This window comes from Nonomuraea sp. NPDC001699, from assembly GCF_053596455.1.
The window spans coordinates 103,185-129,030 of the sequence record NZ_JBSFGF010000003.1 but is presented as its reverse complement, the minus strand read 5'-3'; the positions used below and the strand labels follow the sequence as shown (position 1 = coordinate 129,030).

27 protein-coding genes are annotated in these 25,846 nt (G+C 72.5%); 12 read left to right on the top strand and 15 right to left on the bottom strand.

Annotated features, from left to right (window positions below):
• The first annotated feature begins 23 nt into the window (after positions 1-23).
• From cmk to aspS, 3 genes are all read left to right on the top strand, one after another.
• Positions 24-680, top strand: a complete 657-nt coding sequence (gene cmk / locus ACWCSU_RS10770) for a (d)CMP kinase (RefSeq protein WP_357704540.1) — start codon at positions 24-26, stop codon at positions 678-680.
• 36 nt (positions 681-716) lie between these two features.
• Positions 717-2,108: a ribosome biogenesis GTPase Der gene (gene der / locus ACWCSU_RS10765; protein WP_449934852.1), complete on the top strand. Its 1,392-nt coding sequence runs from the start codon at positions 717-719 to the stop codon at positions 2,106-2,108.
• A gap of 275 nt (positions 2,109-2,383) precedes the next feature.
• Complete coding sequence (aspS, locus tag ACWCSU_RS10760; protein WP_357704544.1) at positions 2,384-3,640, top strand: aspartate--tRNA(Asn) ligase; 1,257 nt, start codon at positions 2,384-2,386, stop codon at positions 3,638-3,640.
• 24 nt (positions 3,641-3,664) lie between these two features.
• On the opposite strand, the gene ACWCSU_RS10755 is transcribed toward aspS, so the two are convergent.
• The 3 genes from ACWCSU_RS10755 to ACWCSU_RS10745 are packed head-to-tail and all read right to left on the bottom strand — an operon-like array spanning position 3,665 to position 6,398.
• On the bottom strand, positions 3,665-5,221 hold the full coding sequence (locus tag ACWCSU_RS10755) for an MFS transporter (RefSeq protein ID WP_449934851.1): 1,557 nt from the start codon (positions 5,219-5,221) through the stop codon (positions 3,665-3,667).
• Between the two features lie 5 nt (positions 5,222-5,226).
• Positions 5,227-5,880 (bottom strand): LppX_LprAFG lipoprotein, encoded by a 654-nt coding sequence (locus ACWCSU_RS10750; protein WP_357704547.1) that lies wholly within the window; start codon positions 5,878-5,880, stop codon positions 5,227-5,229.
• 59 nt (positions 5,881-5,939) lie between these two features.
• Positions 5,940-6,398, bottom strand: coding sequence for a MarR family winged helix-turn-helix transcriptional regulator (locus ACWCSU_RS10745; protein WP_357704549.1), 459 nt, complete (start codon positions 6,396-6,398; stop codon positions 5,940-5,942).
• Positions 6,399-6,478: 80 nt separating this feature from the next.
• Between ACWCSU_RS10745 and ACWCSU_RS10740 the strand changes: the two genes are divergently transcribed.
• Complete coding sequence (locus ACWCSU_RS10740; RefSeq protein WP_357704551.1) at positions 6,479-7,408, top strand: cation diffusion facilitator family transporter; 930 nt, start codon at positions 6,479-6,481, stop codon at positions 7,406-7,408.
• On the opposite strand, the gene ACWCSU_RS10735 is transcribed toward ACWCSU_RS10740, so the two are convergent.
• The 3 genes from ACWCSU_RS10735 to ACWCSU_RS10725 form a co-directional block, all read right to left on the bottom strand.
• Complete coding sequence (locus ACWCSU_RS10735) at positions 7,405-7,995, bottom strand: 4'-phosphopantetheinyl transferase family protein (RefSeq protein WP_449934850.1); 591 nt, start codon at positions 7,993-7,995, stop codon at positions 7,405-7,407. The genes ACWCSU_RS10740 and ACWCSU_RS10735 overlap by 4 nt on opposite strands.
• Before the next feature lie 17 nt (positions 7,996-8,012).
• On the bottom strand, positions 8,013-8,597 hold the full coding sequence (locus ACWCSU_RS10730; RefSeq protein WP_357704555.1) for a hypothetical protein: 585 nt from the start codon (positions 8,595-8,597) through the stop codon (positions 8,013-8,015).
• Between the two features lie 85 nt (positions 8,598-8,682).
• The gene (locus ACWCSU_RS10725; RefSeq protein WP_357704557.1) at positions 8,683-10,077 is read right to left on the bottom strand and encodes an aminopeptidase P family protein; all 1,395 of its coding nucleotides are present in this window, start codon (positions 10,075-10,077) and stop codon (positions 8,683-8,685) included.
• A gap of 137 nt (positions 10,078-10,214) precedes the next feature.
• Here ACWCSU_RS10725 and ACWCSU_RS10720 point away from each other — a divergent pair, with 137 nt between their 5' ends.
• The 6 genes from ACWCSU_RS10720 (at position 10,215) to ACWCSU_RS10695 (ending at position 15,658) form a co-directional block, all read left to right on the top strand.
• Positions 10,215-10,643 carry a CBS domain-containing protein gene (locus tag ACWCSU_RS10720; protein ID WP_357704559.1) on the top strand — a complete coding sequence of 143 codons (429 nt, stop codon included), beginning with the start codon at positions 10,215-10,217 and terminating at the stop codon, positions 10,641-10,643.
• Positions 10,644-10,689: 46 nt separating this feature from the next.
• A complete protein-coding gene (locus ACWCSU_RS10715) occupies positions 10,690-11,316 on the top strand; it encodes a hypothetical protein (RefSeq protein WP_449934849.1) in 627 nt (208 codons plus the stop codon).
• Positions 11,317-11,523: 207 nt separating this feature from the next.
• Positions 11,524-11,865, top strand: coding sequence for a carbohydrate kinase family protein (locus ACWCSU_RS10710; protein ID WP_449934848.1), 342 nt, complete (start codon positions 11,524-11,526; stop codon positions 11,863-11,865).
• Positions 11,862-13,148, top strand: a complete 1,287-nt coding sequence (melA, locus tag ACWCSU_RS10705; RefSeq protein ID WP_449934847.1) for an alpha-galactosidase — start codon at positions 11,862-11,864, stop codon at positions 13,146-13,148. The genes ACWCSU_RS10710 and melA overlap by 4 nt, the downstream gene beginning before the upstream one ends.
• A 90-nt stretch (positions 13,149-13,238) precedes the next feature.
• Complete coding sequence (locus ACWCSU_RS10700; protein WP_357704567.1) at positions 13,239-14,012, top strand: cyclase family protein; 774 nt, start codon at positions 13,239-13,241, stop codon at positions 14,010-14,012.
• Positions 14,009-15,658 carry a thiamine pyrophosphate-binding protein gene (locus ACWCSU_RS10695; RefSeq protein WP_449934846.1) on the top strand — a complete coding sequence of 550 codons (1,650 nt, stop codon included), beginning with the start codon at positions 14,009-14,011 and terminating at the stop codon, positions 15,656-15,658. Before ACWCSU_RS10700 ends, ACWCSU_RS10695 begins: the two co-directional genes overlap by 4 nt.
• 71 nt (positions 15,659-15,729) lie before the next feature.
• On the opposite strand, the gene ACWCSU_RS10690 is transcribed toward ACWCSU_RS10695, so the two are convergent.
• Genes ACWCSU_RS10690 through dhaK form a run of 3 tightly spaced genes read right to left on the bottom strand, consistent with a single transcriptional unit; the run spans position 15,730 to position 17,719 of the window.
• Entirely contained in the window at positions 15,730-16,104 is a 375-nt protein-coding gene (locus tag ACWCSU_RS10690) for a PTS-dependent dihydroxyacetone kinase phosphotransferase subunit DhaM (protein WP_357704571.1), read from the bottom strand.
• Positions 16,092-16,739, bottom strand: a complete 648-nt coding sequence (gene dhaL / locus ACWCSU_RS10685; RefSeq protein ID WP_357704573.1) for a dihydroxyacetone kinase subunit DhaL — start codon at positions 16,737-16,739, stop codon at positions 16,092-16,094. The genes ACWCSU_RS10690 and dhaL overlap by 13 nt, the downstream gene beginning before the upstream one ends.
• On the bottom strand, positions 16,739-17,719 hold the full coding sequence (dhaK, locus tag ACWCSU_RS10680; protein WP_449934845.1) for a dihydroxyacetone kinase subunit DhaK: 981 nt from the start codon (positions 17,717-17,719) through the stop codon (positions 16,739-16,741). The genes dhaL and dhaK overlap by 1 nt, the downstream gene beginning before the upstream one ends.
• A 155-nt stretch (positions 17,720-17,874) precedes the next feature.
• Here dhaK and ACWCSU_RS10675 point away from each other — a divergent pair, with 155 nt between their 5' ends.
• Positions 17,875-18,621 carry a lysophospholipid acyltransferase family protein gene (locus tag ACWCSU_RS10675; RefSeq protein WP_357704577.1) on the top strand — a complete coding sequence of 249 codons (747 nt, stop codon included), beginning with the start codon at positions 17,875-17,877 and terminating at the stop codon, positions 18,619-18,621.
• Between the two features lie 28 nt (positions 18,622-18,649).
• On the opposite strand, the gene ACWCSU_RS10670 is transcribed toward ACWCSU_RS10675, so the two are convergent.
• Together ACWCSU_RS10670 and ACWCSU_RS10665 are read right to left on the bottom strand one after the other, a co-directional pair.
• A complete protein-coding gene (locus tag ACWCSU_RS10670) occupies positions 18,650-19,456 on the bottom strand; it encodes a serine/threonine-protein kinase (RefSeq protein WP_352358144.1) in 807 nt (268 codons plus the stop codon).
• A 56-nt stretch (positions 19,457-19,512) separates the two neighbouring features.
• A complete protein-coding gene (locus ACWCSU_RS10665) occupies positions 19,513-20,766 on the bottom strand; it encodes an MFS transporter (RefSeq protein ID WP_449934844.1) in 1,254 nt (417 codons plus the stop codon).
• Between the two features lie 65 nt (positions 20,767-20,831).
• Here ACWCSU_RS10665 and ACWCSU_RS10660 point away from each other — a divergent pair, with 65 nt between their 5' ends.
• Positions 20,832-21,437: an ArsR/SmtB family transcription factor gene (locus ACWCSU_RS10660; protein WP_449934843.1), complete on the top strand. Its 606-nt coding sequence runs from the start codon at positions 20,832-20,834 to the stop codon at positions 21,435-21,437.
• Between the two features lie 72 nt (positions 21,438-21,509).
• Here the strand turns inward: ACWCSU_RS10660 and ACWCSU_RS10655 are convergent, their stop codons facing one another.
• From ACWCSU_RS10655 to ACWCSU_RS10640, 4 genes are all read right to left on the bottom strand, one after another.
• Entirely contained in the window at positions 21,510-22,133 is a 624-nt protein-coding gene (locus ACWCSU_RS10655; protein WP_449934842.1) for a DJ-1/PfpI family protein, read from the bottom strand.
• 4 nt (positions 22,134-22,137) lie between these two features.
• Positions 22,138-23,100, bottom strand: coding sequence for a GlxA family transcriptional regulator (locus ACWCSU_RS10650; protein ID WP_449934841.1), 963 nt, complete (start codon positions 23,098-23,100; stop codon positions 22,138-22,140).
• A gap of 127 nt (positions 23,101-23,227) precedes the next feature.
• Positions 23,228-24,853 carry an L-glutamate gamma-semialdehyde dehydrogenase gene (gene pruA / locus ACWCSU_RS10645; RefSeq protein WP_357704587.1) on the bottom strand — a complete coding sequence of 542 codons (1,626 nt, stop codon included), beginning with the start codon at positions 24,851-24,853 and terminating at the stop codon, positions 23,228-23,230.
• The gene (locus tag ACWCSU_RS10640) at positions 24,854-25,771 is read right to left on the bottom strand and encodes a proline dehydrogenase family protein (protein ID WP_397039164.1); all 918 of its coding nucleotides are present in this window, start codon (positions 25,769-25,771) and stop codon (positions 24,854-24,856) included.
• Positions 25,772-25,846 lie beyond the last annotated feature (75 nt).

The following is a 25,846-nucleotide window of genomic DNA, read 5'->3' as shown; positions in this document are numbered from 1 at the left end:
ACACACGTGAAGAGGGAGAGGCCGTGTCCGGTCTGGTCGTCGCCATGGACGGTCCTTCGGGGTCGGGCAAGTCGAGCGTGTCGCGCGGGGTCGCCCGTGCGCTGGGCCTGCGTTACCTCGACACCGGGGCCATGTACCGGGCGATGACGTGGTGGATGCTCCGGCAGGGCGTCGACCTGGCCGATCCCGAGGCGATCGCGGCCCGTTGCGGCGAGCCGTCCATCGTCTCCGGCACCGACCCCGAGGGCCCCACGATCCACGTCGACGGCGTCGACGTGGGCGCGCCCATCCGGGGGTCCGACGTGACCGGCGCGGTCTCGGCCGTCGCCGCCGTCCCCGAGGTGCGCAGGCTGCTGGTCGCGCTCCAGCGGGAGATCGCCGGCGCCGGTGACATCGTGGTCGAGGGCCGCGACATCGGCAAGGTCGTCTGCCCCGACGCGCCCGTCAAGGTCTACCTGACGGCCAGCGCCGAGGCCCGTGCCCGCCGCAGGAGCGCGGAGCTGACCGGCTCCACGGTGGAGGCGCAGCAGGCCGCCATGGAACGCCGTGACACCCTGGACTCGACACGTAAGACGGACCCACTCTCGATGGCGGATGGCGCCGTCGAGCTCGACACCACCGCGCTCAACCTCGAAGAGGTCATCGCGGAGGTGCTGAGGCTGGTCAAGGAGCGCACCTGACCTCCAGGTGCGGTACTCACCTAAGGATGAACAATCATGTCAACGGGGGATTGGGTCGAGGCTGACCTCGACGAGCTGGAAGTCACCGAGCACGGCGACACCACGCCTCTGCCGGTCGTCGCCATCGTGGGCCGCCCCAACGTGGGCAAGTCCACGCTGGTCAACCGCATCATCGGCCGCCGCGAGGCGGTCGTCGAAGACGTGCCGGGCGTCACCCGCGACCGCGTCACCTACGACGCCAACTGGCGCGGCCGTCGCTTCACCGTCGTCGACACCGGCGGCTGGGACCCTGACGCCACCGGGATGAACCTGCGCATCGCCGAGCAGGCCCAGGTCGCGGTCGAGCTGGCCGACGTGATCGTGTTCGTGGTCGACGCCACCGTGGGCGCGACCGACGCCGACGAGATCGTGGGCTCGGTGCTGCGCCAGTCGGGCAAGCCGGTGATCCTGGCCGCCAACAAGGTCGACAACCAGCAGCTCGAGCTGGAGGCCGCCGGGCTGTGGGCCCTCGGGCTCGGCGAGCCCTACCCGGTCTCCGCGCTGCACGGCCGCTCCAGCGGCGACCTGCTCGACGTGGTGCTCGACGCGCTGCCCGAGACGCCGCAGCTGACCTTCGGCGTCGAGCGCGGCCCGGCCCGCGTGGCGCTGCTCGGCAAGCCCAACGTGGGCAAGTCCTCGCTGCTCAACAAGCTGGCGGGGGAAGAGCGGGTGCTGGTCGACCCGATGGCGGGCACCACCCGCGACCCGGTCGACGAGCTGATCGAGCTGGGCGGGCGCACCTGGCGTTTCGTCGACACCGCCGGCATCCGGCGGCGCGACCGCGAGCTGCAGGGGGCCGACTTCTACGCGGCCATGCGCACCCGGGCCGCCCTCGACCGCTCGGAGGTGGCGATCGTGCTGATCGACGCCAGCGAGCCGCTCACCGAGCAGGACCTGCGGATCATCGGCCTGGTGATCGAGTCCGGGCGGGCCATGGTGGTGGCGTTCAACAAGTGGGACCTCGTCGACGAGGACCGCCGCTACTACCTGGAGAAGGAGATCGACCGGCAGCTCGTGCGCACCCCGTGGGCGCTGCGGGTGAACATCTCCGCCAAGACCGGCCGCCACATGGACCGGCTGGTGCCCGCGCTGGAGAAGGCGCTCGACTCCTGGTCCACCCGGGTGCCGACGGCGCGGCTCAACGCGTTCCTGACCGAGCTGGTGCACGCGACGCCGCCGCCCGTCCGGGGGGGCAAGCAGCCGAAGATCCTGTTCGCCACGCAGGCGTCCGTCGAGCCGCCGAAGTTCGTGCTGTTCACCTCCGGCTGGCTGGAGGACACCTACCGGCGCTTCATCGAGCGGCGCATCCGCGAGGAGTTCGGGTTCGCCGGGTCGCCGATCGACGTCACGATGAAGATCCGGGAGAAGCGTCCCAAGAAGGACAAGTAACGGCGTTGCCGTATGATCTACGGCAACGCGTGGACGGAGACGAGTAGCCAGCGGGCCGCACGGGCCCAGAGAGCCGCCGGAAGCTGTGAAGGCGGTCCCGTGTTCCGCTGGCGAAGACACTCCTGAGTGCGGGGAGGAAATGCCCCGCCGGCCTGACCCCCGTCATCGGGTCGTGGAGGCCGCCCCTTCGCGGGCGGCGAAAGTGCGGTGGCACCGGGAGCTCCCTTCTCCCCCGCACTCCCAAGGGGTCATGCATTTCCTGCAGAGGAGCTGTAATGATCTCTCGTGTCCTGTCGGCGTCGCTCGCTGAGCACGCCGGCCGACGAGTGACGATCGCCGGCTGGGTCCATCGCCGCCGGCACCTGAAATCCGTCTCCTTCCTGGTCGTACGCGACCGTGCCGGGCTGGCGCAGGTCGTCAGCGCGTCCGGCGAGCTGCCGCCGGAGGAGAGCGTCGTCCGGGTCACCGGCACCGTGACCCCGGCCGGGCAGGCGCCGGGCGGGGTCGAGCTGACCGTGCCGGAGATCGAGGTCCTGTCCGAGCCCGCCCAGGCGCCGCCGTTCGACCTCTACCGGCCGGTCGTGGGCGCGACGCTGCCGACGGTCCTCGACCACGCGCCCGTCGCGCTGCGGCATCCGCTGCTGCGGGCGCCGCTGGAGATCTCGGCGGCGAGCGTGGCGGGGTTCCGCGAGGCGCTGGACGGGCTCGGGTTCACCGAGATCCACACGCCCAAGATCGTGGCCTCGGCCACCGAGTCCGGCGCGAACGTCTTCGGCATCGACTACTTCGGCCGCCGCGCCTACCTCGCGCAGTCGCCGCAGTTCTACAAGCAGACGATGGTCGGGGTGTTCGAGCGGGTCTACGAGGTCGGGCCGGTCTTCCGTGCCGAGCCGCACGACACCGTCCGCCACCTGGCCCAGTACACCAGCCTCGACGCCGAGCTGGGCTTCGTGGCCGACCACCGGGACGTGATGGCGGTGTTGCGGGAGGTCGTCGCGGGCATGGTCGAGTCGGTGCGCCGCCGGGCCGCGTCCGCCGTCGAGGTGGCCGGGGCCGTGCTGCCGGTCGTCCCGGCCGAGATCCCGTCCGTGCACTTCACCGAGGCCCAGCGGCTGACCGGCGAGGACGAGCCCGACCTGTCACCGGCCCAGGAACGGTGGTTGTCGGAGTGGGCGCTGCGCGAGCACGGGTCGGAGTTCCTGTTCGTCACCGGTTACCCGATGTCCAAGCGGCCCTTCTACACCCATCCCGACCCGGCCAGACCGGGCTACTCCAACGGCTTCGACCTGCTGTTCAGGGGCCTGGAGCTGGTGACCGGCGGCCAGCGGCTCCACCGGTACGAGGACTACGTCCAGGCCCTGGACGGGGACGTGGAGCCGTACGAGGGCTACCTCCAGGCGTTCCGGTACGGGATGCCGCCGCACGGCGGGTTCGCGCTCGGCCTGGAACGCTGGACGGCCCGGCTGACCGGCGCCGCCAACATCCGCCAGACCACCGCCTTCCCCCGCGACCTGCACCGCCTGTCACCCTGACCGGCGGCGCCACCTGATCCGCGGTCAATGTTCGGTGTCGGGGGCGGCGTCCGCGAGGGCGGGCGCCGCCTCCGGCAGGGCGCGGCGCGGCATGAGCAGCGCCACGGCCGCCCCCAGCAGGCAGACGAACGCCGTGAGCAGGAACATCTCGGTGTACTCGACGTGCAGGGCGGCGTCGATCTCGGCCAGGTAGTCGGCCAGCCGCCGCTGGTAGGTCTGCGCGTCGACGCCGAACGGCAGCGGCGTGTCCAGGTGGGCGGTCAGCGACTGGAACCGGTGGAACCCCCACGCCGACACGCCCGCCACACCGACGAGCATGCCCATCATCCTGGCCACCACGACCGCCGCCGAGGCGGCGCCGTGCTGGACGGCCGGGCTCACCCGCAGGACCGCCGACGAGACCGGCGCGATCACCAGGCCGAGGCCGAGCCCCGCCACGACCAGGTCGGCGTCCACGGCCAGGCCCGCCCCGGCCAGGTCGAGCGGCCAGCGGCTCATCAGCCAGTATCCGGCCGCCGCGACCAGCAGGCCCGGCACGGCCACCGCGCGTTCGCCCACGCGCCGGGCCAGCACGCCGCCGAGCAGCGCGCCCACGGTCAGCGCGCCGAGGAACCTGGCCAGGACCAGCGCCGCGCCGAGGGCGTCCTGATCCAGCAGCGTCTGCGCGGCGAACTGCACGAACACCATCGTCACCAGCAGCGCCGCGCCCGTCAGGAAGCTCACGGCCAGCGTCGCCAGCAGCGGCGACTTGCGGGCGGCCGACAGGTCGAGCAGCCGGACCGGGGAGCGGATCTCCCACCAGACGAAGACGCCGCCCGCCACCGCGCCGCCCGCGATCACCGGCGGCCCCCAGGGCGGCAGCACGGTCGTGGCCGGGTCGGGGTTGTACAGGCCGACGACCAGGAGGGCCAGCGCCAGGGCCAGCAGCGCGCCGCCGACGACGTCGACGCGGGCCGTGCCGGAGGGCGGCCGGGCCGGGACCGTACGCTGCACGGCGACGGCGGCCAGGGCGGCGAGGGGCACGTTGACCCAGAAGATGGCGTGCCAGCCGCCCAGCTCCACGCCCGCCACGGCGACCGGCGGGACCAGCGCCAGCACACCGCCGTACAGGGGGCCGAGGGCGCTGCCCAGCTCCTGCGCCGCGCCCACCGCGCCGAGCGCGAGCGGCCGGTCGCGCTCCTCCCACAGGTCGCCGATCAGCGCCATCGTGATCGGCAGCAGCGCACCGCCCGCCACGCCCTGCACCGTACGGCCCGACACCACCATCGCCTCACCGGCCGCCAGCGCGGTCAGCACCGAGCCGAGCGCGAACGCCGCCAGGCAGGCGTGGATCAGCGGACGCCGGCCGTAACGGTCGGAGAGCTGGCCGAGCAGCGGCATCGCGGCGACGTATCCGAGCAGGAACCCGGTGACGACCGGCGTGACGCGTTCCAGGTGGTTCTGCGGCACGCCCACGTCATGGGCGATGTCCATCAGGACCGTCACGACCACGTAGGCGTCGAGCGCGGCCAGCAGCACCACGGCGCCGCCCGCGCCGAGCGCGACCCGGCGGGCGCGGTCGAGGGAGGTCGCCCGGCTCACCGCGCTCACCCGGAGGGGGGCGGCGTGATCGTGACCGGCGCGTCGTAGTCGCTGAACGTCACCGTGACCGTGCCGTTCTGCAGCGGCAGGCTCGCCTTGGTCAGCCTGCTGGTGGCCCGGTCGATCCAGACCTTGCCGTTGACGCCCTGCGTGACGCCCGGGACGATCTGCCCCACGACCTGCCCGGAGAACGTCGTCGCCACCCGGTAGGAGCCGTCCTCCAGCGCCTCCACCTTGGGGTCGGTCGCCGAGGCGAGCAGTTGCGCGATGCCCTTGGCCGGGCTGAGGATCACCGACGGGTCGTAGAACTGGGCGAGCTGCTGCCTGGTCATCGTCTGGAAGCCGCCGGTCGGGCCCTTGAAGTGCACGGTGTCGCCGATCACCGCGAAGGTGATCTCCTGCAGCGTGCCCAGCACCTCCAGCGTGATCGTGCCGTCGGCGTCGCCGCCCGAGGTGAGCCTGCCGTCGGCCTTCTTGAGCGGCACCTGGGGCTTGCCCTCCGTGGCGATCGAGAAGCCGGCCGACTTGACGGCCTTCATGGCCTCCGAGGACTTCTTCATCAGGTCGGGCCCGGCGGGGAGCTCGTCACCCCCGCCGCCACCGGCGGAGCAGGCCGGCATGAGCGCGAGCACGACGACGATCAGCAGCTTTCGGAGCATGAGCGGATCGTAGCGACCGCCCGGGACGCCGGTGAGCCGTCGGCGATATCGGTTGGGTGTCAGCGCAGCTTCTTCAGATGGTCGACGATCGGCCCGAACGCCTGCTCCAGCCCTTCGAGCTGGTCGTCGGTGAGCCGGTCGACGAAATGCTCGCGCACGCTCGCGACGTGGTCGGGCGCCACCCGCTGGATCGTCTCCCAGCCCTCGTCGGTCAGGACGGCGAACGTGCCGCGCCGGTCGTCGCGGCAGTCCTCCCGGGTGACCAGCCCCTTGGCCTCCATGCGGGAGATCTGGTGCGACAGCCTGCTGCGCGACTGGATCGTGGCGTCGGCCAGGTCGCTCATCCGCATCCGCCGCTCGGGGCTCTCGGACAGGTTGACCAGGATCTCGTAGTCGTTCAGCGAGAGCTGATGCTCCTGGAGCTCGCGGTCGAGGCGGTGCATGAGCAGCTTGTGCAGCGCGAGATGCGTACGCCAGGCACGCTGTTCGGAGGGGGAAAGCCAGCGGGGCGCGCTCATGATCCCCAATCTAGCGCACGCCCGTGGCGATGCGGCTACCTGCGGGGGGCCGCCGCGCGAGGCCGCCGTAGAGTGACCGGATGGGGCAGAAGTCGGGGGAGAGCCTGGTGACCGTGCTGGTCGCGGGCGCCGCGAACCTGACCATCGCCCTGGCCAAGCTCGTCGCCGGACTGATCGGCGGCTCGGCCGCGATGTTGTCGGAGGCGGCCCACTCGGCCGCCGACACCGTGACCGAGCTGCTGCTGCTGGTCTCCGTCCGCCGCGCGGGCAAACCGCCCGACCGGCGCCATCCCTTCGGCTACGGCAAGGCCGGGTTCTTCTGGGCGATGATGGCGGCCGTCGCGACGCTGGTCGGCGGCGCGGGGTTCTCCGTCACCCACGGGATCCACGAGATCAGCACCGGCGAGAAGCTGGGCAACCTCACGCCGTCCTACGTCGTGCTGGCCGTCTCGTTCGTGATCGAGGGCATCTCGTTCACGAAGGCGTACTCGCAGTTGCGGGCCGAGGCCGGCAGGTACAAGGTCCATCCGGCGCGGTTGGTGCGGATCACGTCCGACACCGCGCTGAAGGCCGTGCTGTTCGAGGACGCCGCCGCGCTGGTGGGCCTGGTGATCGCGGCGCTCGGCCTGGTCGGCTCGCAGTGGTCGGGCTCGGCCCTGTGGGACGGCGCCGCCTCGGTCGCCATCGGCCTGCTCCTGCTGGTCGTGGCGCTCATTCTGATCCAGTCGAACCTGTCGCTGCTCATCGGCCAGGCCGCCCCCAGGCAGATCGAGGTCGGCATCCGCGCGGTGCTGCTGGCCCAGCCCGAGGTGGAGGACGTGGTCGAGCTGCTGACGATGATGATCGGGCCGGGCTCCATCATGGTCGCCGCCAAGATCGACTTCCGGGACGACGCCAGCGCGGCGGGCGTGGAGATCGCCTGTGACGAGGTCGACCGGCGGCTGCGCGACCGCTTCCCGGGCGTCGACCTGGTCTTCCTCGACCCCACCCCCACCCGCCGCCAGCCCTAGAGCAGCGGGACGGGCACCCGTCTGGCGGGCGCGTCGGTGATCACGGCGACCCTGATGTCCGGATCGGCGCGCCATTCGAGCAGGTGGCGGCCCGGCGGGTCGCTCTCGGTGGTACGCAGCTCGTCCAGGGTGAGCTCGCCGCGCTTGATCAGGGCTTCCTTGCGGGTCCAGTGGCGGATCAGGTCGTCGTTGCCGGTCACCAGGGCGCGTTCGGCGGGCGTGAGCGCGTGGTCGGCCAGGCCCTCGTTCAGCGGGCCCGGCGGCACGTGCTCGGCGTCCACACCGACCCGGCCGGGGCCGGCCGCCGCGGCCACGTAGCCGCGGGTGTGGCTGAAGCTCACGCCCAGCTCGGGAGCCTCGCGCAGGGACGGCCTGCCGTGGCCGGGGCCGTGCACGTCGCAGTGTTGCAGCAGGGTCAGCCCATCCGGCGGCAGGTCGAGCACGGCCGCGGCGCACAGGCGTACGAGCAGGTGGGCCGCGACGAAACAGGCGCGGTCGGCCGGGAAGACGAACCGGTCGGCGCGCTCGCGCTCCGCCTCGGTCAGCCACGTCTCGGGGGCCCGCACCTCCTCGGGGCGGCCGCCCATCGCCAGGGGGACGATCGTCAGTCCTTCTTCCTTGCCGCGGGCCCGTACCGGTCCTGCGTGGCCGCGCCGAGCACGGTCACGTCCTGGACCTTCCAGGCGCCCTTCTGCTTCACAAGCGTGATCTTAAGGTGCGAATCCCGCGCCGTGCGAATCGCCCGTGCGGTGTTCACCTGCTGGTCCACGACGACGATGGCGTGCGCGGTGTGCTCGTCCACGTCGGCCAGGTACACCTGGCGCACCCTGGCCTGGGAGACGGCCCTGAGCTCGACGATCACCTGGGACATCGCGCCGCCGAACGCCGCGTCGTAGGTGGCCTGGAAGTCGCCCGTGGCCTGGGCGGACAGGGTCGAGCGGGTGCTGGCGAGGTCTTTGTAGTCGTAGCTGAGCAGGGCCCGGCCGAAGGCGCTCGCGGCGCCGGAGACGTCCAGGCGCCGGGCGCGCTCGCCCTCCAGACGGGCCAGCGCGTCGCGGGCCCGGCCGGCGTCGATCAACGGCGGCGCCGCCGTGGCCGCGACCGCCGCCAGCGTCGCCGCCAGCGCCCCGAGCAGCCGCGCCCGCGTGACGCAGGCGGACGGGCCCACCCGCATGCGTGTACGCGCCATGGCCACCTGCTTCGCCGGGGTTTTCAGCAAGGGTACGAGACCCGGGTCACCCCTTGTCAGGCATCCACGAGAAGTGCCCGGTTCGTCACGAACGGACGACGTTCATCCAGGACTCGATCTCGTCCGGGTGGCGGGGGAGCGCCTTCGACATCAGGGTGGCGCCCTCGGCGGTGATCACGAGGTCGTCCTCGATGCGGATGCCCATGCCGCGCAGCTCGGCGGGCAGCGTCAGGTCGTCGGGCTGGAAGTACAGGCCGGGCTCGACCGTCAGGACGTTCCCCTCCTCCAGCACGCCGTCGAGGTAGACCTCGGTGCGAGACCTGGCGCAGTCGTGCACGTCGAGGCCGAGCATGTGGCCGCTGCTGCACAGCGTGTAGCGCCGGTACAGGCCGGACTCCATGAGCGCGTCGGGGGAGTCCTTCAGCAGGCCCCAGCCGTGCAGGCCCTCGCAGATGGCGCGCATGGCGGCCAGGTGGAAGTCGCGGAAGCTCGCGCCGGGCTTGAGCGCCGCGATGCCGGCGTCCTGCGCGGCCAGGACCAGCTCGTACGCCTGCCGCTGCGCCGGCGTGAACCGGCCCGACAGCGGGAACGTGCGGGTCACGTCGGCGGTGTACAGGGTGTCGGTCTCGACGCCGGCGTCCAGCAGGAGCAGGTCGCCCTCGGTCAGCGCGCCGTCGTTGCGGATCCAGTGCAGCACGCAGGCGTGGGCGCCGGAGGCCACGATGCTGTCGTAGCCGACCGCGTTGCCCTCCAGGCGCGAGCGCAGCCCGAACACGCCCTCCAGGTAACGCTCGCCGCGCGGGTGGCCGATGGCCGCGGGAAGGGCGCGGACGACGTCCTCGAAGCCGCGCACGGTGGCGTCCACGGCCGACTGGAGCTCGCCGACCTCCCACTCGTCCTTGATCAGCCGCATCTCCGACAGGAACACCTCCAGCTCGGTGTCACGCCCGCCGGCCGGCGCCAGGGCGTCCACGGAGGCGTCGACGCCGCGCAGCACGCGGGCCGGGCCCTCCAGCCGCAGGTCGCGGATGTGCGCGCACTCGATCTGGTACAGCTCGGACGCCTCGGCCAGGTCGGGCCTGCGGCCCACCCAGAACTCGCCGTAGCGGCGGTCGCGGTAGAACTCCTCGCCCTCCTCGCGCGGCGAGCGCGGGCGCACGTACAGGACAGCCTGCCCGGACGGCTCGACCACGAGCACGTCGCCGGGCTCGCCCGCGCCCGTCAGGTAGGAGTACGCGCTGTGCGGCCGGAACCGGTAGTCGCTGTCGTTGCTGCGCACCTTGAGCGTGCCCGCCGGGACGACCAGGCGCTCACCGGGGAAACGCGCGGCCAGCGCCGCCCTGCGCCGGGCCGCCCAGGGGGCGATCGGCAGCGCGGCCACGCCGGTACGCCGCGTGTCGGCCCAGCCGGTACGCATGAACGCGGCCAGCTCCGGGGTGATGGGGAGGTCGTGGCTTCCGGTGTTGAGCTGCTCGGTCATGGTGCCTTCCACGTCGTCGGAGATGCGGCAAGTCAGCCTACGTGACCGCTTGACGGGGTCCCCACTCGGTTGTTTGCCTGGAGGACCGGGCATAAGCCGGGCCCCGGCCGGGGAGATTGGGAGCAGAGGTGGTGCACATGCTCATCGGGACGATCCTGCGCAACAAGGGAAGCGCTGTGACTACGGTGGCACCGGAGGAGACGGTGCGGGAACTGCTCGGCAAGCTCGCCGACCACAACATCGGCGCGGTCGTCGTCTCCACCGACGGCACGACGATCCAGGGGATCGTCTCCGAGCGCGACGTGGTGCGGCGGCTGCACGACCGGGGCCCGGAGATCCTCGACGCGCCGGTCTCCTCGATCATGACGACCGAGGTCCGCACGGCCGGGCCCGGTGACAACGTCGATGAACTGCGCCGCAGGATGACCACCCACCGGTTCCGGCACATGCCCGTGGTCGAGAACGGCCGCCTGGTGGGCATCGTCAGCATCGGTGACGTGGTCAAGAGCGCGATCGAGGAGCTGGAGACGGAGAAGGAGTCGCTCGTCGACTACCTCCACCGTTGACAGGGGCGTTGACAGGGGTGTCGATGGAGATGGCACCCTTGGGTCCGTGACGTACGGCCCCCCCGAGCTTCCCCGGGCGACGAGCAGTCCGCCGATCATCCTGCTCGTGTCCGGGCTGGCCGCGGTGGTGGCCTTCATCCTGGGCGTCTTCGTCGGGTACGGCGCGGACGATTCGTCGGCCTCGCCCGCCCCCAGGGTCACGGTGACGGTCGAGGGCACGGGCCCGCCTTCGGGCGAGCCCTCGGCCTCCGGCCCGGCCACCCAGCCCGACACCCCGCAGACGGACCCCCTCCAGACCGGCCCTGCGCAAACCGGCCCAACCCAGACCGGCCCAGCCCAGACCGGCCCAGCCCAGACCGGCCCGCCCCGAACCGGCCCCACCCAGACGGGACCCGCTCAGACCGGGCCTGCGCAGACCGGTCCCGCTCAGACCGGGCTGACCGCCGGGATGCGGACGCTCGTCGTGGGTGTGGACATCCAGCCCGGCACCTACCGCACCACCGGTCCCGTCGCGGGCTCCACGAACTGCTTCTGGGCCCGGCTGAACAGCACGTCCCCCGACATCGGCTCGGTGATCAACGCGGGCGCCCCGACGGGCCCGGCGAGCGTCACCATCGAGCCCGGCGACAAGGCGTTCCAGACCGCCGGATGCGCGGAGTGGACGAAGGCGTGACGCCTTCCTGCCGCGAACTCTGGACATAGGTGCAAGAACGCGCAATTCTATGGGGCAGCGGAAGGGAGGCACGCTCAGCGTGCTGGCGTGATCGTCCTACGGTCCATGGGCCACGCCACTCCGGCGTCCCCGGCGAGGGCGCGGCACGGAGAGTGCGGAACAGCGCGCATCGCCACGAATCCGAACCATCGTTCGCGAGGAGTGACCATGCGTCTTCCTGTGCCGTTCGACCTGCTGGTCGTCGGCGACGCCAACCCCGACGTGGACGCCGCGGCGCGGCTGGGCGCCCTCGGGCCGGCCGTCGTCGTCAGGGACGGCGCGAACGGCGCACTGGCCTGGGAGTCGGGCCTGGTGACGCGGGCCCCGGCCGTGCCCGTCGAGCCCGTGGACACCGTCGGCGCGGGCGACAGCTTCAACGCGGGCTTCCTCGCCGCCAGGCTGCGCGGGATGAGCCCGCGCGCATGCCTGGACGTGGCCGTGGCCTGCGGATCCCTGTCCACCCGCGCGGCCGGCGGCACCGCCGCCCAACCCACCTGGAAGGAACTGTGAAGATCACCTTCCTCGGCGCGGGAAGCGTCGAGTTCACCCAGGGCCTGCTGGCCGACCTGGTCGGGTTCACCGACCTCGGCCCCTTCGAGGTGGCCCTGCACGACATCCACCCCGAGCGCCTGGAGACCGCCGAGGCCGCCGCCCGCGCCATCGTCGGCGACCGGGCGGACATCGCCGTCTCCGCCCACCCGGACCTGCGGCGCTCGCTGGAGGACGCCGACTTCGCGATCAACATGATCCAGGTCGGCATGATCGACGCCACCCGCGTCGACTTCGAGCTGCCCGCCCGGTACGGCCTGCGCCAGACGATCGCCGACACCATCGGCGTGGGCGGGATCTTCCGCGCGCTGCGCACCTTCCCCGCGCTCGACCGCATCGGCCGGGCCATGGCCGAGGTCTGCCCGGACGCCTGGCTGCTCAACTACACCAACCCGATGGCCATGAACGTCTGGTACCTGGCGGCGGCCACCCCGGTGCGCAACGTCGTCGGCCTGTGCCATTCGATCTACTGGACCGTCCACGACCTGGCCGAGCTGGTGGGGGTGCCGTACGAGGAGGTCACGTACCTGGCGGCCGGGGTGAACCACCAGTCGTGGCTGCTGCGCTTCGAGTCCGGCGGCCGGAGCCTGTACCCGCGCCTGGACGAGGTCATCGCGGCCGACCCCGGCCTGCTGCGCCGGGTCCGCGTGGACATGTACCGCAGGCTCGGCCACTACCCGACCGAGACCAGCGAGCACTCGGCCGAGTACGTGCCCTGGTACCTGCACGACGACGCCGAGATCGAGCGGCTGCGCATCCCCGTGGGCGCCTACCTCGGCATCAGCGAGGAGAACGTCCGCGCCTACGAGGCCACGCGCGACGCGCTCAGGGCGGGCCGGCCGATCACCGCCGAGGGGACCATGGAGTACGCCCCGCAGATCATCCACAGCGTCACGACGGGCGCCGGCCGCACCGTCTACGGCAACGTGCCCAACCACGGCCTGATCGGGAACCTGCCCGCCGGATGCGTGGTCGAGGTGCCCGTCGTGGCCGACGCGCTCGGCGTGCGGCCGGTCGCGGTCGGCGACCTGCCCGCCCAGTGCGCCGCGCTCAACCGGGCCTACGTCAACGTCAACGAGCTGACCGTGCGCGCCGCGGTCGAGGGCCGTCCCGAGCATGTGCGGCACGCCATGATGGCCGACCCGAACACGGCCGCCACCCTGACCCTCGACCAGATCGACGAGCTGTGCCGGGCGCTGCTCAAGGCGCACGGCGACCTGCTGCCCGAGTCGCTGCGGCCGTGAGGCGCGCGCCGGCGGGCTGCGGAACCGACCATGTTTGCACAGGTGAGCCCGACTGGAGGAGGATGCGCTCAGCCCAACGAGGAGGATGACATGTCGGTGTTGCAGAGCTTCCTGGACCACGTGCGCAGCGGGGCGATCGAGGTGATCGACCTCACCGCGCCCCTCAGCTCCGAGACGCCGATCCTCCAGCTCCCCGAGCCGTTCGGCAACACCAGCCCGTTCCGGCTGGAGGAGATCAGCCGTTACGACGACCGCGGGCCGGCCTGGTACTGGAACGACATCCACACCGGCGAGCACACCGGCACCCACTTCGACGCCCCGGTCCACTGGGTCACCGCCCGCGACGGCCAGGACGTCTCCCAGGTGCCCGTACGCAGCCTGATCGCGCCCGCGGTCGTGCTCGACTTCGCCGCCGAGGCGTCCAAGGACCCCGACTTCCTCCTCCAGATCGACCACGTCAAGGAGTGGGAACGCGCCAACGGCCCGCTGCCCGACGGCGGCTGGCTGCTCTACCGCACCGGCTGGGACGCCCGCTCCGCCGACCAGGCCGCCTACCTCAACGTCGACGAGACCGGCCCGCACACGCCGGGCATCTCGGCCGAGTGCGCGTCCTGGCTGGCGGCCGAGACGCCGATTCTCGGGCTCGGCGTGGAGACCGTCGGCACCGACGCCGGCGCCGCCCACTCCTTCGACCCGGCCTTCCCCTGCCACTCGTTCCTGCTCGGCGCGGGCAAGTACGGCCTGACCCAGCTGCGCAACCTCGACCGCCTGCCGGTGACCGGGGCCGCCGTGGTCGCGCCGCCGCTGCCCATCACGGGCGGCTCCGGCAGCCCCGTCCGCGTGCTGGCCCTGGTGGAACGTTGACCGTCCCGGAGACGGCGGCCGCGGCGGTCGGCCGGACGCTGGCCGCGAGCGGCGTCCGTACGGCGTTCGGGGTGGTCGGCAGCGGCAACTTCCACGTCACGAACGCGCTGGTCGAGCACGGCGTGCGCTTCGTCGCCGCGCGGCACGAGGGCGGCGCGGCGACCATGGCCGACGCCTACGCCCGGATGAGCGGCGAGGTCGCCGTCGTCACGGTGCACCAGGGGCCGGGGCTGACCAACGCCATGACGGGGATCGCCGAGGCGGCCAAGAGCCGTACCCCGATGATCGTCCTGGCCGGCGAGGCGACGGATGCGCGCTCCAACTTCCACGTCGACCAGGACGCCCTGGCGACGGCGGTGGGCGCGGTCCCCATGCGGGTCACGGAGGCGGCGACCGCGCGGGAACGGGCGCTCGAAGCCTTCCGCGCGGCCTCCCAGGAGCGCCGCACGGTCCTGCTGAACCTGCCGCTCGACGTGCAGTCCGCCCCGGCGTCCGGCGTAACGGCGTCGGCGGCGGGCGCCGCGGGCCCGTCAGGCCACGAGGGCCAGGTCGGGGCGGAGGAGCAGGTCGCGGAGCTGGGGCGGTTGCTGGCCGGGGCGCGACGGCCGGTGTTCGTCGCGGGCCGTGGCGCCCGGCACGCCCGCCGCGAGCTGGAGGCGCTGGCCGACCGCGCCGGCGCCCTGCTGGCCACCTCCGCCGTCGCCAAGGGCCTGTTCCGCGGCAACCCCTGGGACCTCGACGTGAGCGGCGGCTTCGCCACCCCCCTGGCCGCCGAGCTGATCCGCGGCGCGGACCTGGTCGTCGGCTGGGGCTGCGCGCTGAACATGTGGACCACCCGGCACGGTTCGCTGATCGGGCCGGAGGCGAGGGTGGCCCAGGTCGACCTCGACCCGGCGGCCGTCGGCGTCCACGTCCCGGTCCACCTCGGGGTGGTCGGCGACGTCCGCGCCATGGCGGCCGCCCTGACCGTGCCGGGCGGCGCCGCGCCGGGTTACCGGTCGGCCGAGCTGGCCCGGCGCATCCGGGACGAAGGCCGCTGGCGGACGGTCCCGTACCAGGACGAGAGCGGCGCAGGACGCATCGACCCCAGAACGCTCACCATCGCCCTGGACGACCTGCTCCCGACCGAACGCGTCGTGTCCGTCGACTCCGGCAACTTCATGGGATACCCCTCGATGTTCCTGGACGTGCCGGACGAGGGCGGGTTCTGCTTCACACAGGCGTTCCAGTCGATCGGGCTCGGCCTGGCGACCGCGATCGGCGCCGCCCTGGCCCGTCCCGACCGGCTCCCCGTGGCCGCCCTGGGCGACGGCGGCGCGCTGATGGGCATCGCCGAGCTGGAGACGGTCGTCCGGCTGGGGCTGCCCATGGTGGTGGTGGTCTACGACGACGAGGCGTACGGGGCCGAGGTGCACCACTTCGGGCCGCACGGGCATCGGCTGGACACGGTCCGGTTCCCGCCCGCCGACCTGGCGGCGATCGCCCGCGGGTACGGGTTCGCGGCGGTGACCGTCACGGACGCCGCCGGGCTGGCGGGCGTGGCCGAATGGCTCAAGGGGCCCAGGGACCGCCCGCTGCTGGTGCACGCCAAGATCACCGGCGAACGCGGCTCGTGGTGGCTGGAGGAGGCATTCAAGGGCCACTGACGGGCCGGGCCTCACTCCAGTGCGCACCGGGCGACCGGACACCGCCAGGGCCGGGGGAGGTGCGGGGCTGGTCAGAGTTTGCGGTAGGTGCGGGCCTCCTCGGCGGCGGCCAGCACCTCCGCCAGCGACCCGCCCCCGCACGCCGCCACGCACGCCGCCACCGCCCCCTCCACGAACGGCACGTCCGCGATCACCACCCGTCCCTCCTGCTCCAGCAGCCGGGCGGTCAGCACCGAGCTGCCGAGGTCGGGGATGATCAGCACGCCGTCGCCCTGGTCCACGGTCAGCACCGCCCGCTCGACGAGGTCGAGGCTGGTGCCCAGGCCGCCGTCCGCGGTGCCGCCGGCCGCCGCCACCGGCACGGGCTCCGCGGCGATCCCCAGAGCCAGCGCCGCGGTCTCGGACGCCAGCCCGGCGCTGTGCGAGACCAGCACTAGTCCGACCATCGGCCCTCCGCCTGCTCCCGGTCCGCCACCGCGGCCAGCGCCCCCATGATCAGGGCCGCCGAGGCCGCCCCCGGATCCTCGTGCCCGACGCTGCGTTCGCCCAGGTAGCTGGCCCGGCCCTTGCGGGCCTGGAGCGGGATCGTCTCCCGCGCGCCCTCGGCCGCCGCGTCCGCGGCCCGCCGGAACGCCTCCAGCGTCCCGATGCCGTCCCGTACGGCCAGGGCCAGTGACCGCGAGGCCGGGACCAGCGCGTCCACCATGGTCTTGTCGCCCAGGGCCGCCTTGCCCAGCCGTTCCAGCGCGACGACCCCCTCCTCGAACGCCGCCTCGAAGCGGGGCAACGTCACGGGCGACGCCAGCGTCCGGCCCATCTGGCGGAACATCGAGCCGTACAGCGGGCCCGAGGCGCCGCCGACGCGGCGGATGAGGGCCGTGCCCGCCTCGGTCAGCACCTGTCCTGGCGAGTCCGGCGGCCGGTCGGCCAGGGCCTTGGCGACCTCGGTGAAGCCCCGGTCGAGGTTCGTGCCGTGGTCGGCGTCGCCGATGGCCGCGTCGAGCTCCGTCAGCCGCTCCCGGTCGCGGCGGACCAGCCTGGCCGCCTCGTCGAGCCAGGCCGCGAAGAAGCGGGTGTCCATCAACGGCCCCAGCGCAGCGCGGGCGTCTCGACGGGCGCGTCCCAGAGCCGGGTGAGGGTGTCGTCGAGCCGGCACACGCTGACCGAGAAGCCCTGCATGTCCAGGCTCGTCACGTAGTTGCCGACGAGCGAGCGGGCCACCCGGGCGTCCTTGCCCTTCACGAACGCCGCCACCTCGGCGAACAGCACGTACAACTCCATGAGCGGGGTGCCGCCCATGCCGTTGACCATGACCAGCAGGTCGCCGCGGAGCGGCAGGTCGCTGTGCAGGGCCTCCATCGCGACGGCGGCCAGCTCGCGGGCCGAGGCCATCGGCACCCGCGTGCGGCCCGGCTCGCCGTGGATGCCGATGCCCACCTCCACGTCCGTCTCGGGCAGGTCGAACGTCGGTTTGCCCGCCGCGGGCGTCGTGCAGGAGGTCAGCGCGATGCCGAAGGACCGGCTGCGCTCGTCCACCTCACCGGCCACCCGGGCCACCTCGGTCAGCGGCGCGCCCTCCTCGGCCAGCGCGCCCGCGATCTTCTCCACGAACAGCGTCGCGCCCGTGCCCCGCCGCCCGGCCGTGTACGTCGAGTCCTGGACGGCCACGTCGTCGTCCACCAGCACGGAGGCCACGTCGTTGTCCTCGGCCAGTTCGGCGGCCATCTCGAAGTTGAGCACGTCGCCGGTGTAGTTCTTGACGATGTGCAGCACGCCGGCGCCGCCGTCGACGGCCCTGGTGGCCTCGATGATCTGGTCGGGCACGGGCGAGGTGAAGATCTCGCCGGGGCAGGCGGCGTCCAGCATGCCGTGGCCGACGAACCCGGCGTGCAGGGGCTCGTGGCCCGAGCCGCCGCCGGACACCAGCCCCACCTTGCCGGGCCGCGGTCCGGCGGCCCGGTAGACCACGCGGTCGCGGACCCGCAGCGCGGGATGGGCCGCGGCCATGCCGTTCAGCGCGTCCTCGACCACGGAGTCGGCGGTATTGATGAGCTTCTTCATGGTCAAAACATCTGCCCGTTCTCACGGGAGGGCAAGCGCCGCCGCGTGAACAGGGACGATGTCCTACGATCTCGTGACCCGAGCCGATGTTCTCCTGGCGCGGACGGTTCCGCCGGGTGGCCTGCCGACCGGCGTGAGTAGGCTACCTTCTGCTCATGGCTGAGATTGTGTACCCGCCGGTGATCGCCGCCGCGCGGACCCTCTTTCGCGTGCTCGACTACCGCTTCCACATGGAGGGCACCGAGCACGTGCCGCGGACCGGGGGAGCGGTGCTGGTGAGCAATCACATCAGCTATCTCGACTTCATCTTCGCGGGGTTCGCCGCGCTGCCGTCCAAGCGGCTGGTGCGGTTCATGGCCAAGCAGGACGTCTTCGAGCACCGGATCTCCGGGCCGCTGATGCGCGGCATGCACCACATCCCGGTCGACCGCGGCGCCGGCGCCGGCTCGTACGCCACCGCGCTGCGCAAGCTCAAGGCCGGCGAGGTGGTGGGCGTCTTCGCCGAGGCCACGATCAGCCGCTCCTTCACCGTCAAGGAGATCAAGAACGGCGCCATCCGCATGGCCCAGGCCACCAACGTGCCGGTCATCCCGGTCGCCCTGTGGGGCAGCCAGCGCATGTGGACCAAGGGCAGGCCCAAGCAGCTCACCCAGCGGCACGTGCCGATCACCATCCTGGTGGGCGAGCCGTTCCACCCCAAGCGCGGGGAGGACGTCAACCAGCACACCGTCGACCTGCACACGCGCCTGTCCGAGCTGGTCGACCGCGCGCAGCGCACCTACCCGGAGGTGCCGCCGGGCGTGTGGTGGCAGCCCGCGCACCTGGGCGGCACCGCGCCCACCCCCGAGGAGGCGGCCGCCATGGACGCCGCCGAGGCCGAGGCCCGCGCCCAGCGCGACTGAAGGCGGCCCGCCGGGGCTCGGCGAGCGCTCAGATGGCGGCCTGGTAGGCGCTGGCACGCATGCCCGCCAGCAGGCCCGCCGTCTGCTCCGGCGTGTAGCGGCGCACCGGGTCGTGGTGGAGCAGCCCCTCGATCAGAGGGCGCATCACCCCGGCCCGCCGCGGCGGCGGGTAGGGGCCGCTGCGGGCCATGCCCAGCACGGTGGCCGCGTCCTGCCCGGGGTAGGGCGGCTGGCCCTCGACGGCGCTGTAGAGCGTCGCGCCGAAGGACCACATGTCGGCCTCCTTGCTGGCCGGCCCGCCGTGCAGCCGCTCCGGGGCCATGAACGCGGGCGTGCCGCGCAGCCGCCGCGAGGTCGTCATGCGGATGTCGCCCTCGGCGGTGGCGATGCCGAAGTCGGTCAGCACCACCCGGTCGCCGGTCAGCATGACGTTCGCGGGCTTGACGTCACGATGGAGCACCCCGGCCTTGTGCGCGGTGCGCAGCGCGGCGAGCAGGTGCTGGCCGATCGCGACCACCGACTGGGCCGGCAGCGTCCCCACCTGGGAGAGCAGCTGGTGGAGTGAGAGCCCGTGCAGGTACTCCATCACGATCCAGAGCTTTCCGCCCACTTCCATCAGGTCGTGGACCGTGACGATGTTGGGGTGCGTCAGGCCGGCCGCCATCCGGGCCTCACGCAGCACCCGGCGGCGAACCATCTCGGCCTCACCGGCCAGAGTCAGCTCCTTCAACGCCACCTCTCGGTGGAGGAGCCGATCGAACGCCCGCCAGACGACTCCCATACCCCCACGACCGGCCTCCTCGTTCAGGAGGTACCGTCCGCCGATCTCCCGCATACCATCCCCTCAAGCTCGGGGATAATCATGTCATCTCCGCACACGGCATAGGGTGTCTAACGTGATCTGGATATGTCGGGAAGTGTAGGTTCGCTGGTCAGCGCCGCAGAAATTCGCCCGGGCATGGCGCGCCACACGAGCCACACCGCCACCAGGCACATCCCCGCGGCCCCGGCCAGGACGGCGGCCAGCCCGAACAGGTCGCCCGCCACCCCCCCGAGCGCCGCGCCCACCGGCATGCCGCCCATGCCGATCAGCCGGTAGGCGGAGTTCACCCGTCCCAGCAGCTCGCCGGGGATCAGCCGCTGGCGTACCGAGACGACCAGCACGTTGGCCGCCGCCCCCGTCACCCCCCACACCACCGCCACCGGGTACAGCGCCCACGGCGATGGCACGAGCATGGGGACGAGCAGCAGCAGGCTGCTGATCGACCACGCCCCCACCAGCGTGCGGGACTCGCCGACCAGCCGCGTGAGCGGCCCGGTCAGCGGCGAGCCGAGCACCGCGCCGGCCGCGAAGGCCGTCATCATGAGGCCGTAGCCGCTCGGGTCCAGGCCGATGCGCGACCCGTCGCCGACGGCCCACAGGACGAAGACGGCGAAGTAGCCGGCGTTGGCCAGGTTCAGCAGGCCCGCGGAGATCGCCAGCCTTCTCAGGACGCGGTGGGCCAAGAGGTAACGCAGTGCCTCGCCGATGTCGGCGCGCAGCGGGCGGCGCGGCCCCGATGTGGCCGGGGCGGCACGGAAGGAGCCCGCCATGCCGGTCAGGAGCAGCGCGGCGGCGGCGTACAGGAGGGCGGGGGCGCCGAAGAGCGCGGCGGGCAGCAGGCCGGCGAGCAGCCCGGCCACCGGCGCGCCGACGAAGTCGTTGCCGACGGTCTGGACGCCGACGATCCGGGCGTTGGCCCGGGTGAGGTCGTCCTTGGAGACGGCCATGGGCAGGACGGACTGCGCCGAGGTGTCGGCGAAGACCTCGCTCACACCGGCCGCGAACACCACCGCGAGCAGCGTCCACAGGTTGAGCAGGCCCGTCGCGGCCAGCAGCGCCGCCACCGCCAGCACCGCCGTACGCGCGGTGTTGGCGGCCATCATGACGCGGCGGCGGTCGACGCGGTCGGCGACCGCCCCCGCGTGCAGCGCGAACAGCAGCCACGGCGCGGTCGCGGCGGCCCCGGCCAGCGACACCAGGGTGGGGGACCGGGTCATGGACACCGCCAGCAGCGGCGCGCCGACCCGCATGACACCGTCGGCCAGGTTCGACAGCGCGGTGGACGACCACAGGAACCAGAAGGCCCGCCCGAGACGGTTCACGACTCACTCCGATAGTGTGTAAGGAAAAGTGTGCATAGGTTCCTTTGCAAAGATAGGCTTGCACAGTGACAGAAGGCAAGAGCTTCTCCGCCCGGACTCTCGACGCGAATGCACTGAAGTCGTTCGCGCACCCGCTGCGGCTGCGCATCTACGAGCTGCTCGACGAGCACGGCCCGTCCACCGCCACCGGCCTGGCCGGCCTGCTCGGGCAGAACACCGGGGCCACCAGCTACCACCTGCGGGAGCTGGCCCGCCACGGCATGATCGAGATCGCGCCCGAGCTCGGCCGGGGCAAGGAGAAGTACTGGCGCATCACGCCCGGCGGCTTCAGTTTCGGACCGGCGAAGGGCAACCCCGAGGAGGTCGACGCCGCACTGGGGTTCCTGCTGGACGACATGGTCCGGCAGCGCGGCACGGAGCTGACCCGCTGGCGGGAGGGGGCGATGCGGGCTCCCGAGGAATGGATGCAGGCCGGCGTGTTCGCCCGCCGCTCCCTGCGGCTCACCCCGGAGGAGACGGCCGACCTGCGCGACCAGGTGCTGGAGGTGCTGGACCACTTCCGCGGGCTGTCGGACGGCAGGGACGCCCCCGCCGGCGGCGGCCACGTCGTCGTGCACTTCGACGTCCTGCCGCTCGGCGCCATCGGCGACCCCGCGGAGGGCGGCGCCTGACCCCGTGCGGGGCCCGGGAACGGCGGCGCCCCCGTCCCGAGGGGTCGGAACGGGGGCGCGGCGGCCGGGTGGTCAGGAGATCAGGCTCAGGGCTCGCTCGGCCGTGCCCTCGGGCGCCTTGGCGGGCGAGCCCGCGTCGAACGGCGGCTGCGGGTCGTACTCGATCGCGAGCTGCACCGCCTGCGCCGTCTCGACGCCGTCGGCCTGGGCCAGCAGGGTCAGGGCCATGTCGATCCCGGCCGACACCCCGGCGGCCGTCACGATCTTGCCCTGGGTGACGACCCGCTCGCTCACCGGCTCGGCGCCGAACTCCTTCAGGCCGTCCAGCGCCGCCCAGTGGGTGGTCGCGCGCAGGTCCTTGAGCAACCCCGCCGCGGCCAGCACGTACGAGCCGCTGCACACCGACGCCGTCCACCGCGTGTGCTCGTGGGCCTCGCGCAGCCAGCCCAGCAGCGCCGCGTCGGACATCGCCTCAAAGGTGCCCGGCCCGCCCGGCACGATCACCACGTCGGGACGGGGCAGGTCGGCGTACGACGCGGTGGCGGCGATCGACAGGGTGCCCTGGTCGTCGGTCACCGGCCCCACCTCCCCGGCCACGAACGTCACCGTCACGCCGGGCGCGAACGCCAGCACCGTGTAGGGACCGACCGCGTCGAGCGCGGTGAAACGGTGGTAAAGCGGAATTGCCACATGCATGGTGTCATTTCTCCTTCGACTGGAATCTGCGGCGATGCTCGCCCGGCGACACCCGCCAGTGGCGGCGGAAGACGCGGTAGAGGGTCTCCGGCGTGCCGAGCCCCGACTCCCTGGCGACGGTCTCCAGGGGGTGCCCGGTGACCTCCAGGAGGCGTCTGGCGGCGTCGGCGCGGCTGCGTTCGACGTACCTGCCGGGTGGCAGGCCGGTCTGCTCGGTGAAGACGCGGGAGAAGTGCCGTTCGCTCATCCCGACGCGCCGGGCGAGCGCGGGCACGCTCAGGTCGGCGGCCGGGTTGGCGTCGATGTAGCCCTGCAACTCCCGCAGCGGCAGGCTGCGCGGCGTCATGGCCCGCATCGGCGCGCTGAACTGGCTCTGCCCACCCGGCCTGTGCAGGTAGACGACGAGCCCGCGGGCGACGTCACGGGCCAGCTCGTGGCCGTGGTCCCTGGCCACCAGCGCCAGCGCGAGGTCCACGCCGGACAGCACGCCCGCGGACGTCCAGACGTTGCCGTCCTCGATGTAGAGGGGATCGGGGTCCACCTCGACGTCGGCGTAGCGGTGGCGCAGGTCGTCGGCGGCCAGCCAGTGGGTGGTGGCCCTGCGCCGTTCGAGCAGCCCGGCCTCGGCCAGTACGAAGGCCCCGTTGCAGACCGAGGCGACCCGTCCGGCCCGCGCCGCCAGGTCGCCGACGGCCGCCACCAGCGCGCGGTCCTCCAGCTGCCGGGGCACGGTCAGCCCGCCGGCGACCAGGAGCGTGTCGAGCGCCCCCGTCACCTCGCCGATCGCCCCCGCCATGACCGTGACCCCGTTCGACGCGCACACCGCCCCCGCCTCCGCGGCGACCACCTCGACCCGGTAACCACGCCCCCGGGCGATCAGGTCGGCGGTCGCGAACACGTCGGCCGGCCCGGCCATGTCCAGCAACTGGAAGCCCGGGAAGACGACGATCACGATCCGCCGCTGCATGCCTTCATGCTGGTCGCAGCCCTGCGATGGCGTCAATGACACAAACCTTGCACATTACGCCACGCCAGTGGAATTGGAGACGGCCGGCACCCCTGTTGGGGTGCCGGCCGTGGCTCTGGGTGGGTGGTCAGCCCATGTGCGGGTAGCGGTGGTCGGTCGGCGGGACGAACGTCTCCTTGATCGTGCGGGCGTTCACCCAGCGGATCAGGTTGAAGATCGAGCCGGCCTTGTCGTTGGTGCCCGAGGCCCGCGCGCCGCCGAACGGCTGCTGGCCCACGACCGCGCCCGTCGGCTTGTCGTTGACGTAGAAGTTGCCCGCCGCGAAGCGCAGCCGCTCCGAGGCCGCCGCGATGGCGTACCGGTCCTGGGCGATGATCGAGCCGGTCAGCGCGTACGGGGCGATGCCCTCCATCTGGTCGAGCACCGTGTCGAAGTCGCGGTCCTCGTAGACGTGCACGCCGAGGATCGGCCCGAAGTACTCCCTGACGAAGATCTCGTCCGTCGGGTCGGCGCACTCCAGGATGGTCGGCTTGACGAAGTAGCCGACGCTGGAGTCGTACGAGCCGGTGAGCACGTCGATGTTCGAGGCCGCCCGCGCCCGGTCGATGGCGTCCTTGTGCTTGGCGAAGGCCCGGTCGTCGATGACCGCGCCCATGAACGTCGACAGGTCGGCGGCCACGTCGCCCACGGTCAGCGACTCGGCCGTGGCCACGAAGTCGTCACGCATGCGGTTCCACACCGAACGCGGCACGTACGCCCGCGAGGCCGCCGAGCACTTCTGGCCCTGGTACTCGAAGGCGCCCCTGACGAGCGCGGTCGAGAGCACGGCGGGGTCGGCCGACGGGTGGGCCAGCACGAAGTCCTTGCCGCCGGTCTCGCCCACCAGGCGCGGGTAGCCGTGGTAGGAGGCGATGTTGGCGCCGATCGTGCCCCACAGGTGCTGGAAGGTGGGGGTGGAGCCGGTGAAGTGCACGCCGGCCAGGGCCGGGTGCGTCATGGCCACGTCGGAGACGGCCTGCCCGTTGCCGGTGACCATGTTGATCACACCGGGCGGCAGCCCGGCCGCCTCCAGCAGCCGCATCGTGTGGTGCGCGGCGAGCTGCTGCGTCGGCGACGGCTTCCAGACGACGACATTCCCCATCAAAGCGGCAGAAGTCGGCAAATTTCCGGCGATGGCGGTGAAGTTGAACGGCGTGATCGCCAGCACGAACCCCTCAAGGGGCCGGTACTCCATCCGGTTCCACACGCCGGGCGACGAGATCGGCTGGTCGGAGTAGAGCTGACGGGCGTAGGCCACGTTGAAGCGCAGGAAGTCGATCAGCTCACAGGCCGCGTCGATCTCCGCCTGCTGCGCCGACTTCGACTGACCCAGCACGGTGGCCGCGTTCAGCGTCTGGCGCCACGGGCCGGCCAGCAGGTCGGCGGCCTTGAGGAAGACCGCGGCCCGCTCGTCGAAGGACAGCGCCCGCCAGGCGGGCGCCGCCCGCAGGGCGCCGTCGATGGCGTCCTGCACGTCCTGAGCCGTAGCGTCGTTGGTACGGCCCAGGACGGAGGCATGGTTGTGCGGCTGCACCACGTCGATGGGCGCGCCGCCGCCGAGCCGCTGCTCGCCGTCGATGGTCATGGTCAGGTCGGTGGCGGAGCCGGACAGCTCCTTGATGCGGTCCTCCAGTGCCGAACGCTCGGCGCTGCCCGGCGCGTAGCCGAGCACGGGCTCGTTCACGGGGACGGGGACGTTGCTGATGGCATCCATTTACTTACCCCCAAGGGCACGAAGGAAGAAGGCGACGTTGGCGGGGCGCTCGGCCAGCCGGCGCATGAAGTACCCGTACCAGTCGTCGCCGTAGGGGACGTACACGCGGACCGTGTGGCCGGCCCCGGCGAGGGCCTCCTGCCGGTCGGTCCTGATCCCGTAGAGCATCTGGAACTCGTGGTCGCCGAGCGTCCGGCCGAAGCGGTCGGCGAGCAGCTCGGTGATGGAGATCAGCCGGTCGTCGTGCGTGGCCACCATGGGGTAACCCTTCCCCGCCATGAGGATGCGCAGGCATCGCACGTACGCCTTGTCCACGTCCTGCTTGTCCTGGTGCGCGACCGAGGCGGGCTCGCGGTAGGCGCCCTTGACCAGCCGTACGCGGGAGCCTTCGTGGGCCAGGTCGCGGCAGTCGTCCTCGCTGCGGAACAGGTACGCCTGGATGGCCACGCCGGTCGCGGGGTAGTCCTCGCGCAGCTTGCGCAGGATGCCCAGCGTCGAGTCGACGGTGGTGTGGTCCTCCATGTCGAGGGTCACGGTGGAGCCGTTGGCCGCCGCGGCGGCGCAGATCTGGCGGGCGTGCTCCAGGGCCATGCCGTCGTCGAGCCGCTGGCCGACGGCCGACAGCTTCACCGACACCTCGCCCCGGCGGCCGAGCTGCAGCGGCTTCAGCGCCTCCAGCAGCGTCACGTACGCCTGCGCCACGGTCTCGGCGGCCCGCGCGTCGCGCGTCTCCTCGCCGAGGTGGTCGACGGTCACGGCCAGGTTGGCGTCGCGCAGCCGTTCGATGGCGTTCCGGGCCTCCTGGACGCTCTCGCCGGCGACGAACCGGTCCACCACTTTGCGGGTGAGCGGGAAGCCTGACACGGAACGGCGTACGACGCCGCTCCCGGAGGCGGCAAGGAGCAGTTGACCCAACATGCCTCAAGTCTAGAAACCCCAGGTCAGAGGGGGCCATGAACGCGCGTAACGATCGATGTGGCAGGCTGTCATACA

Bases quoted from the DNA above. Each gene is read 5' to 3' on its own strand.
- ACWCSU_RS10675 (WP_357704577.1), top strand. From the start codon at position 17,875: ATGGCTGAGATTGTGTACCCGCCGGTGATCGCCGCCGCGCGGACCCTC.
- ACWCSU_RS10640 (WP_397039164.1), bottom strand. From the start codon at position 25,771: ATGTTGGGTCAACTGCTCCTTGCCGCCTCCGGGAGCGGCGTCGTACGC.
- ACWCSU_RS10725 (WP_357704557.1), bottom strand. From the start codon at position 10,077: ATGACCGAGCAGCTCAACACCGGAAGCCACGACCTCCCCATCACCCCG.
- ACWCSU_RS10730 (WP_357704555.1), bottom strand. From the start codon at position 8,597: ATGGCGCGTACACGCATGCGGGTGGGCCCGTCCGCCTGCGTCACGCGG.
- ACWCSU_RS10740 (WP_357704551.1), top strand. From the start codon at position 6,479: ATGGGGCAGAAGTCGGGGGAGAGCCTGGTGACCGTGCTGGTCGCGGGC.
- ACWCSU_RS10700 (WP_357704567.1), top strand. From the start codon at position 13,239: ATGTCGGTGTTGCAGAGCTTCCTGGACCACGTGCGCAGCGGGGCGATC.
- ACWCSU_RS10710 (WP_449934848.1), top strand. From the start codon at position 11,524: ATGCGTCTTCCTGTGCCGTTCGACCTGCTGGTCGTCGGCGACGCCAAC.
- ACWCSU_RS10735 (WP_449934850.1), bottom strand. From the start codon at position 7,995: ATGGGCGGCCGCCCCGAGGAGGTGCGGGCCCCCGAGACGTGGCTGACC.
- ACWCSU_RS10670 (WP_352358144.1), bottom strand. From the start codon at position 19,456: ATGCGGGAGATCGGCGGACGGTACCTCCTGAACGAGGAGGCCGGTCGT.
- aspS (WP_357704544.1), top strand. From the start codon at position 2,384: ATGATCTCTCGTGTCCTGTCGGCGTCGCTCGCTGAGCACGCCGGCCGA.
- pruA (WP_357704587.1), bottom strand. From the start codon at position 24,853: ATGGATGCCATCAGCAACGTCCCCGTCCCCGTGAACGAGCCCGTGCTC.
- ACWCSU_RS10720 (WP_357704559.1), top strand. From the start codon at position 10,215: ATGCTCATCGGGACGATCCTGCGCAACAAGGGAAGCGCTGTGACTACG.
- ACWCSU_RS10650 (WP_449934841.1), bottom strand. From the start codon at position 23,100: ATGCAGCGGCGGATCGTGATCGTCGTCTTCCCGGGCTTCCAGTTGCTG.
- ACWCSU_RS10750 (WP_357704547.1), bottom strand. From the start codon at position 5,880: ATGCTCCGAAAGCTGCTGATCGTCGTCGTGCTCGCGCTCATGCCGGCC.
- dhaL (WP_357704573.1), bottom strand. From the start codon at position 16,739: ATGGACACCCGCTTCTTCGCGGCCTGGCTCGACGAGGCGGCCAGGCTG.
- ACWCSU_RS10655 (WP_449934842.1), bottom strand. From the start codon at position 22,133: ATGCATGTGGCAATTCCGCTTTACCACCGTTTCACCGCGCTCGACGCG.
- dhaK (WP_449934845.1), bottom strand. From the start codon at position 17,719: ATGAAGAAGCTCATCAATACCGCCGACTCCGTGGTCGAGGACGCGCTG.
- ACWCSU_RS10745 (WP_357704549.1), bottom strand. From the start codon at position 6,398: ATGAGCGCGCCCCGCTGGCTTTCCCCCTCCGAACAGCGTGCCTGGCGT.
- der (WP_449934852.1), top strand. From the start codon at position 717: ATGTCAACGGGGGATTGGGTCGAGGCTGACCTCGACGAGCTGGAAGTC.
- ACWCSU_RS10690 (WP_357704571.1), bottom strand. From the start codon at position 16,104: ATGGTCGGACTAGTGCTGGTCTCGCACAGCGCCGGGCTGGCGTCCGAG.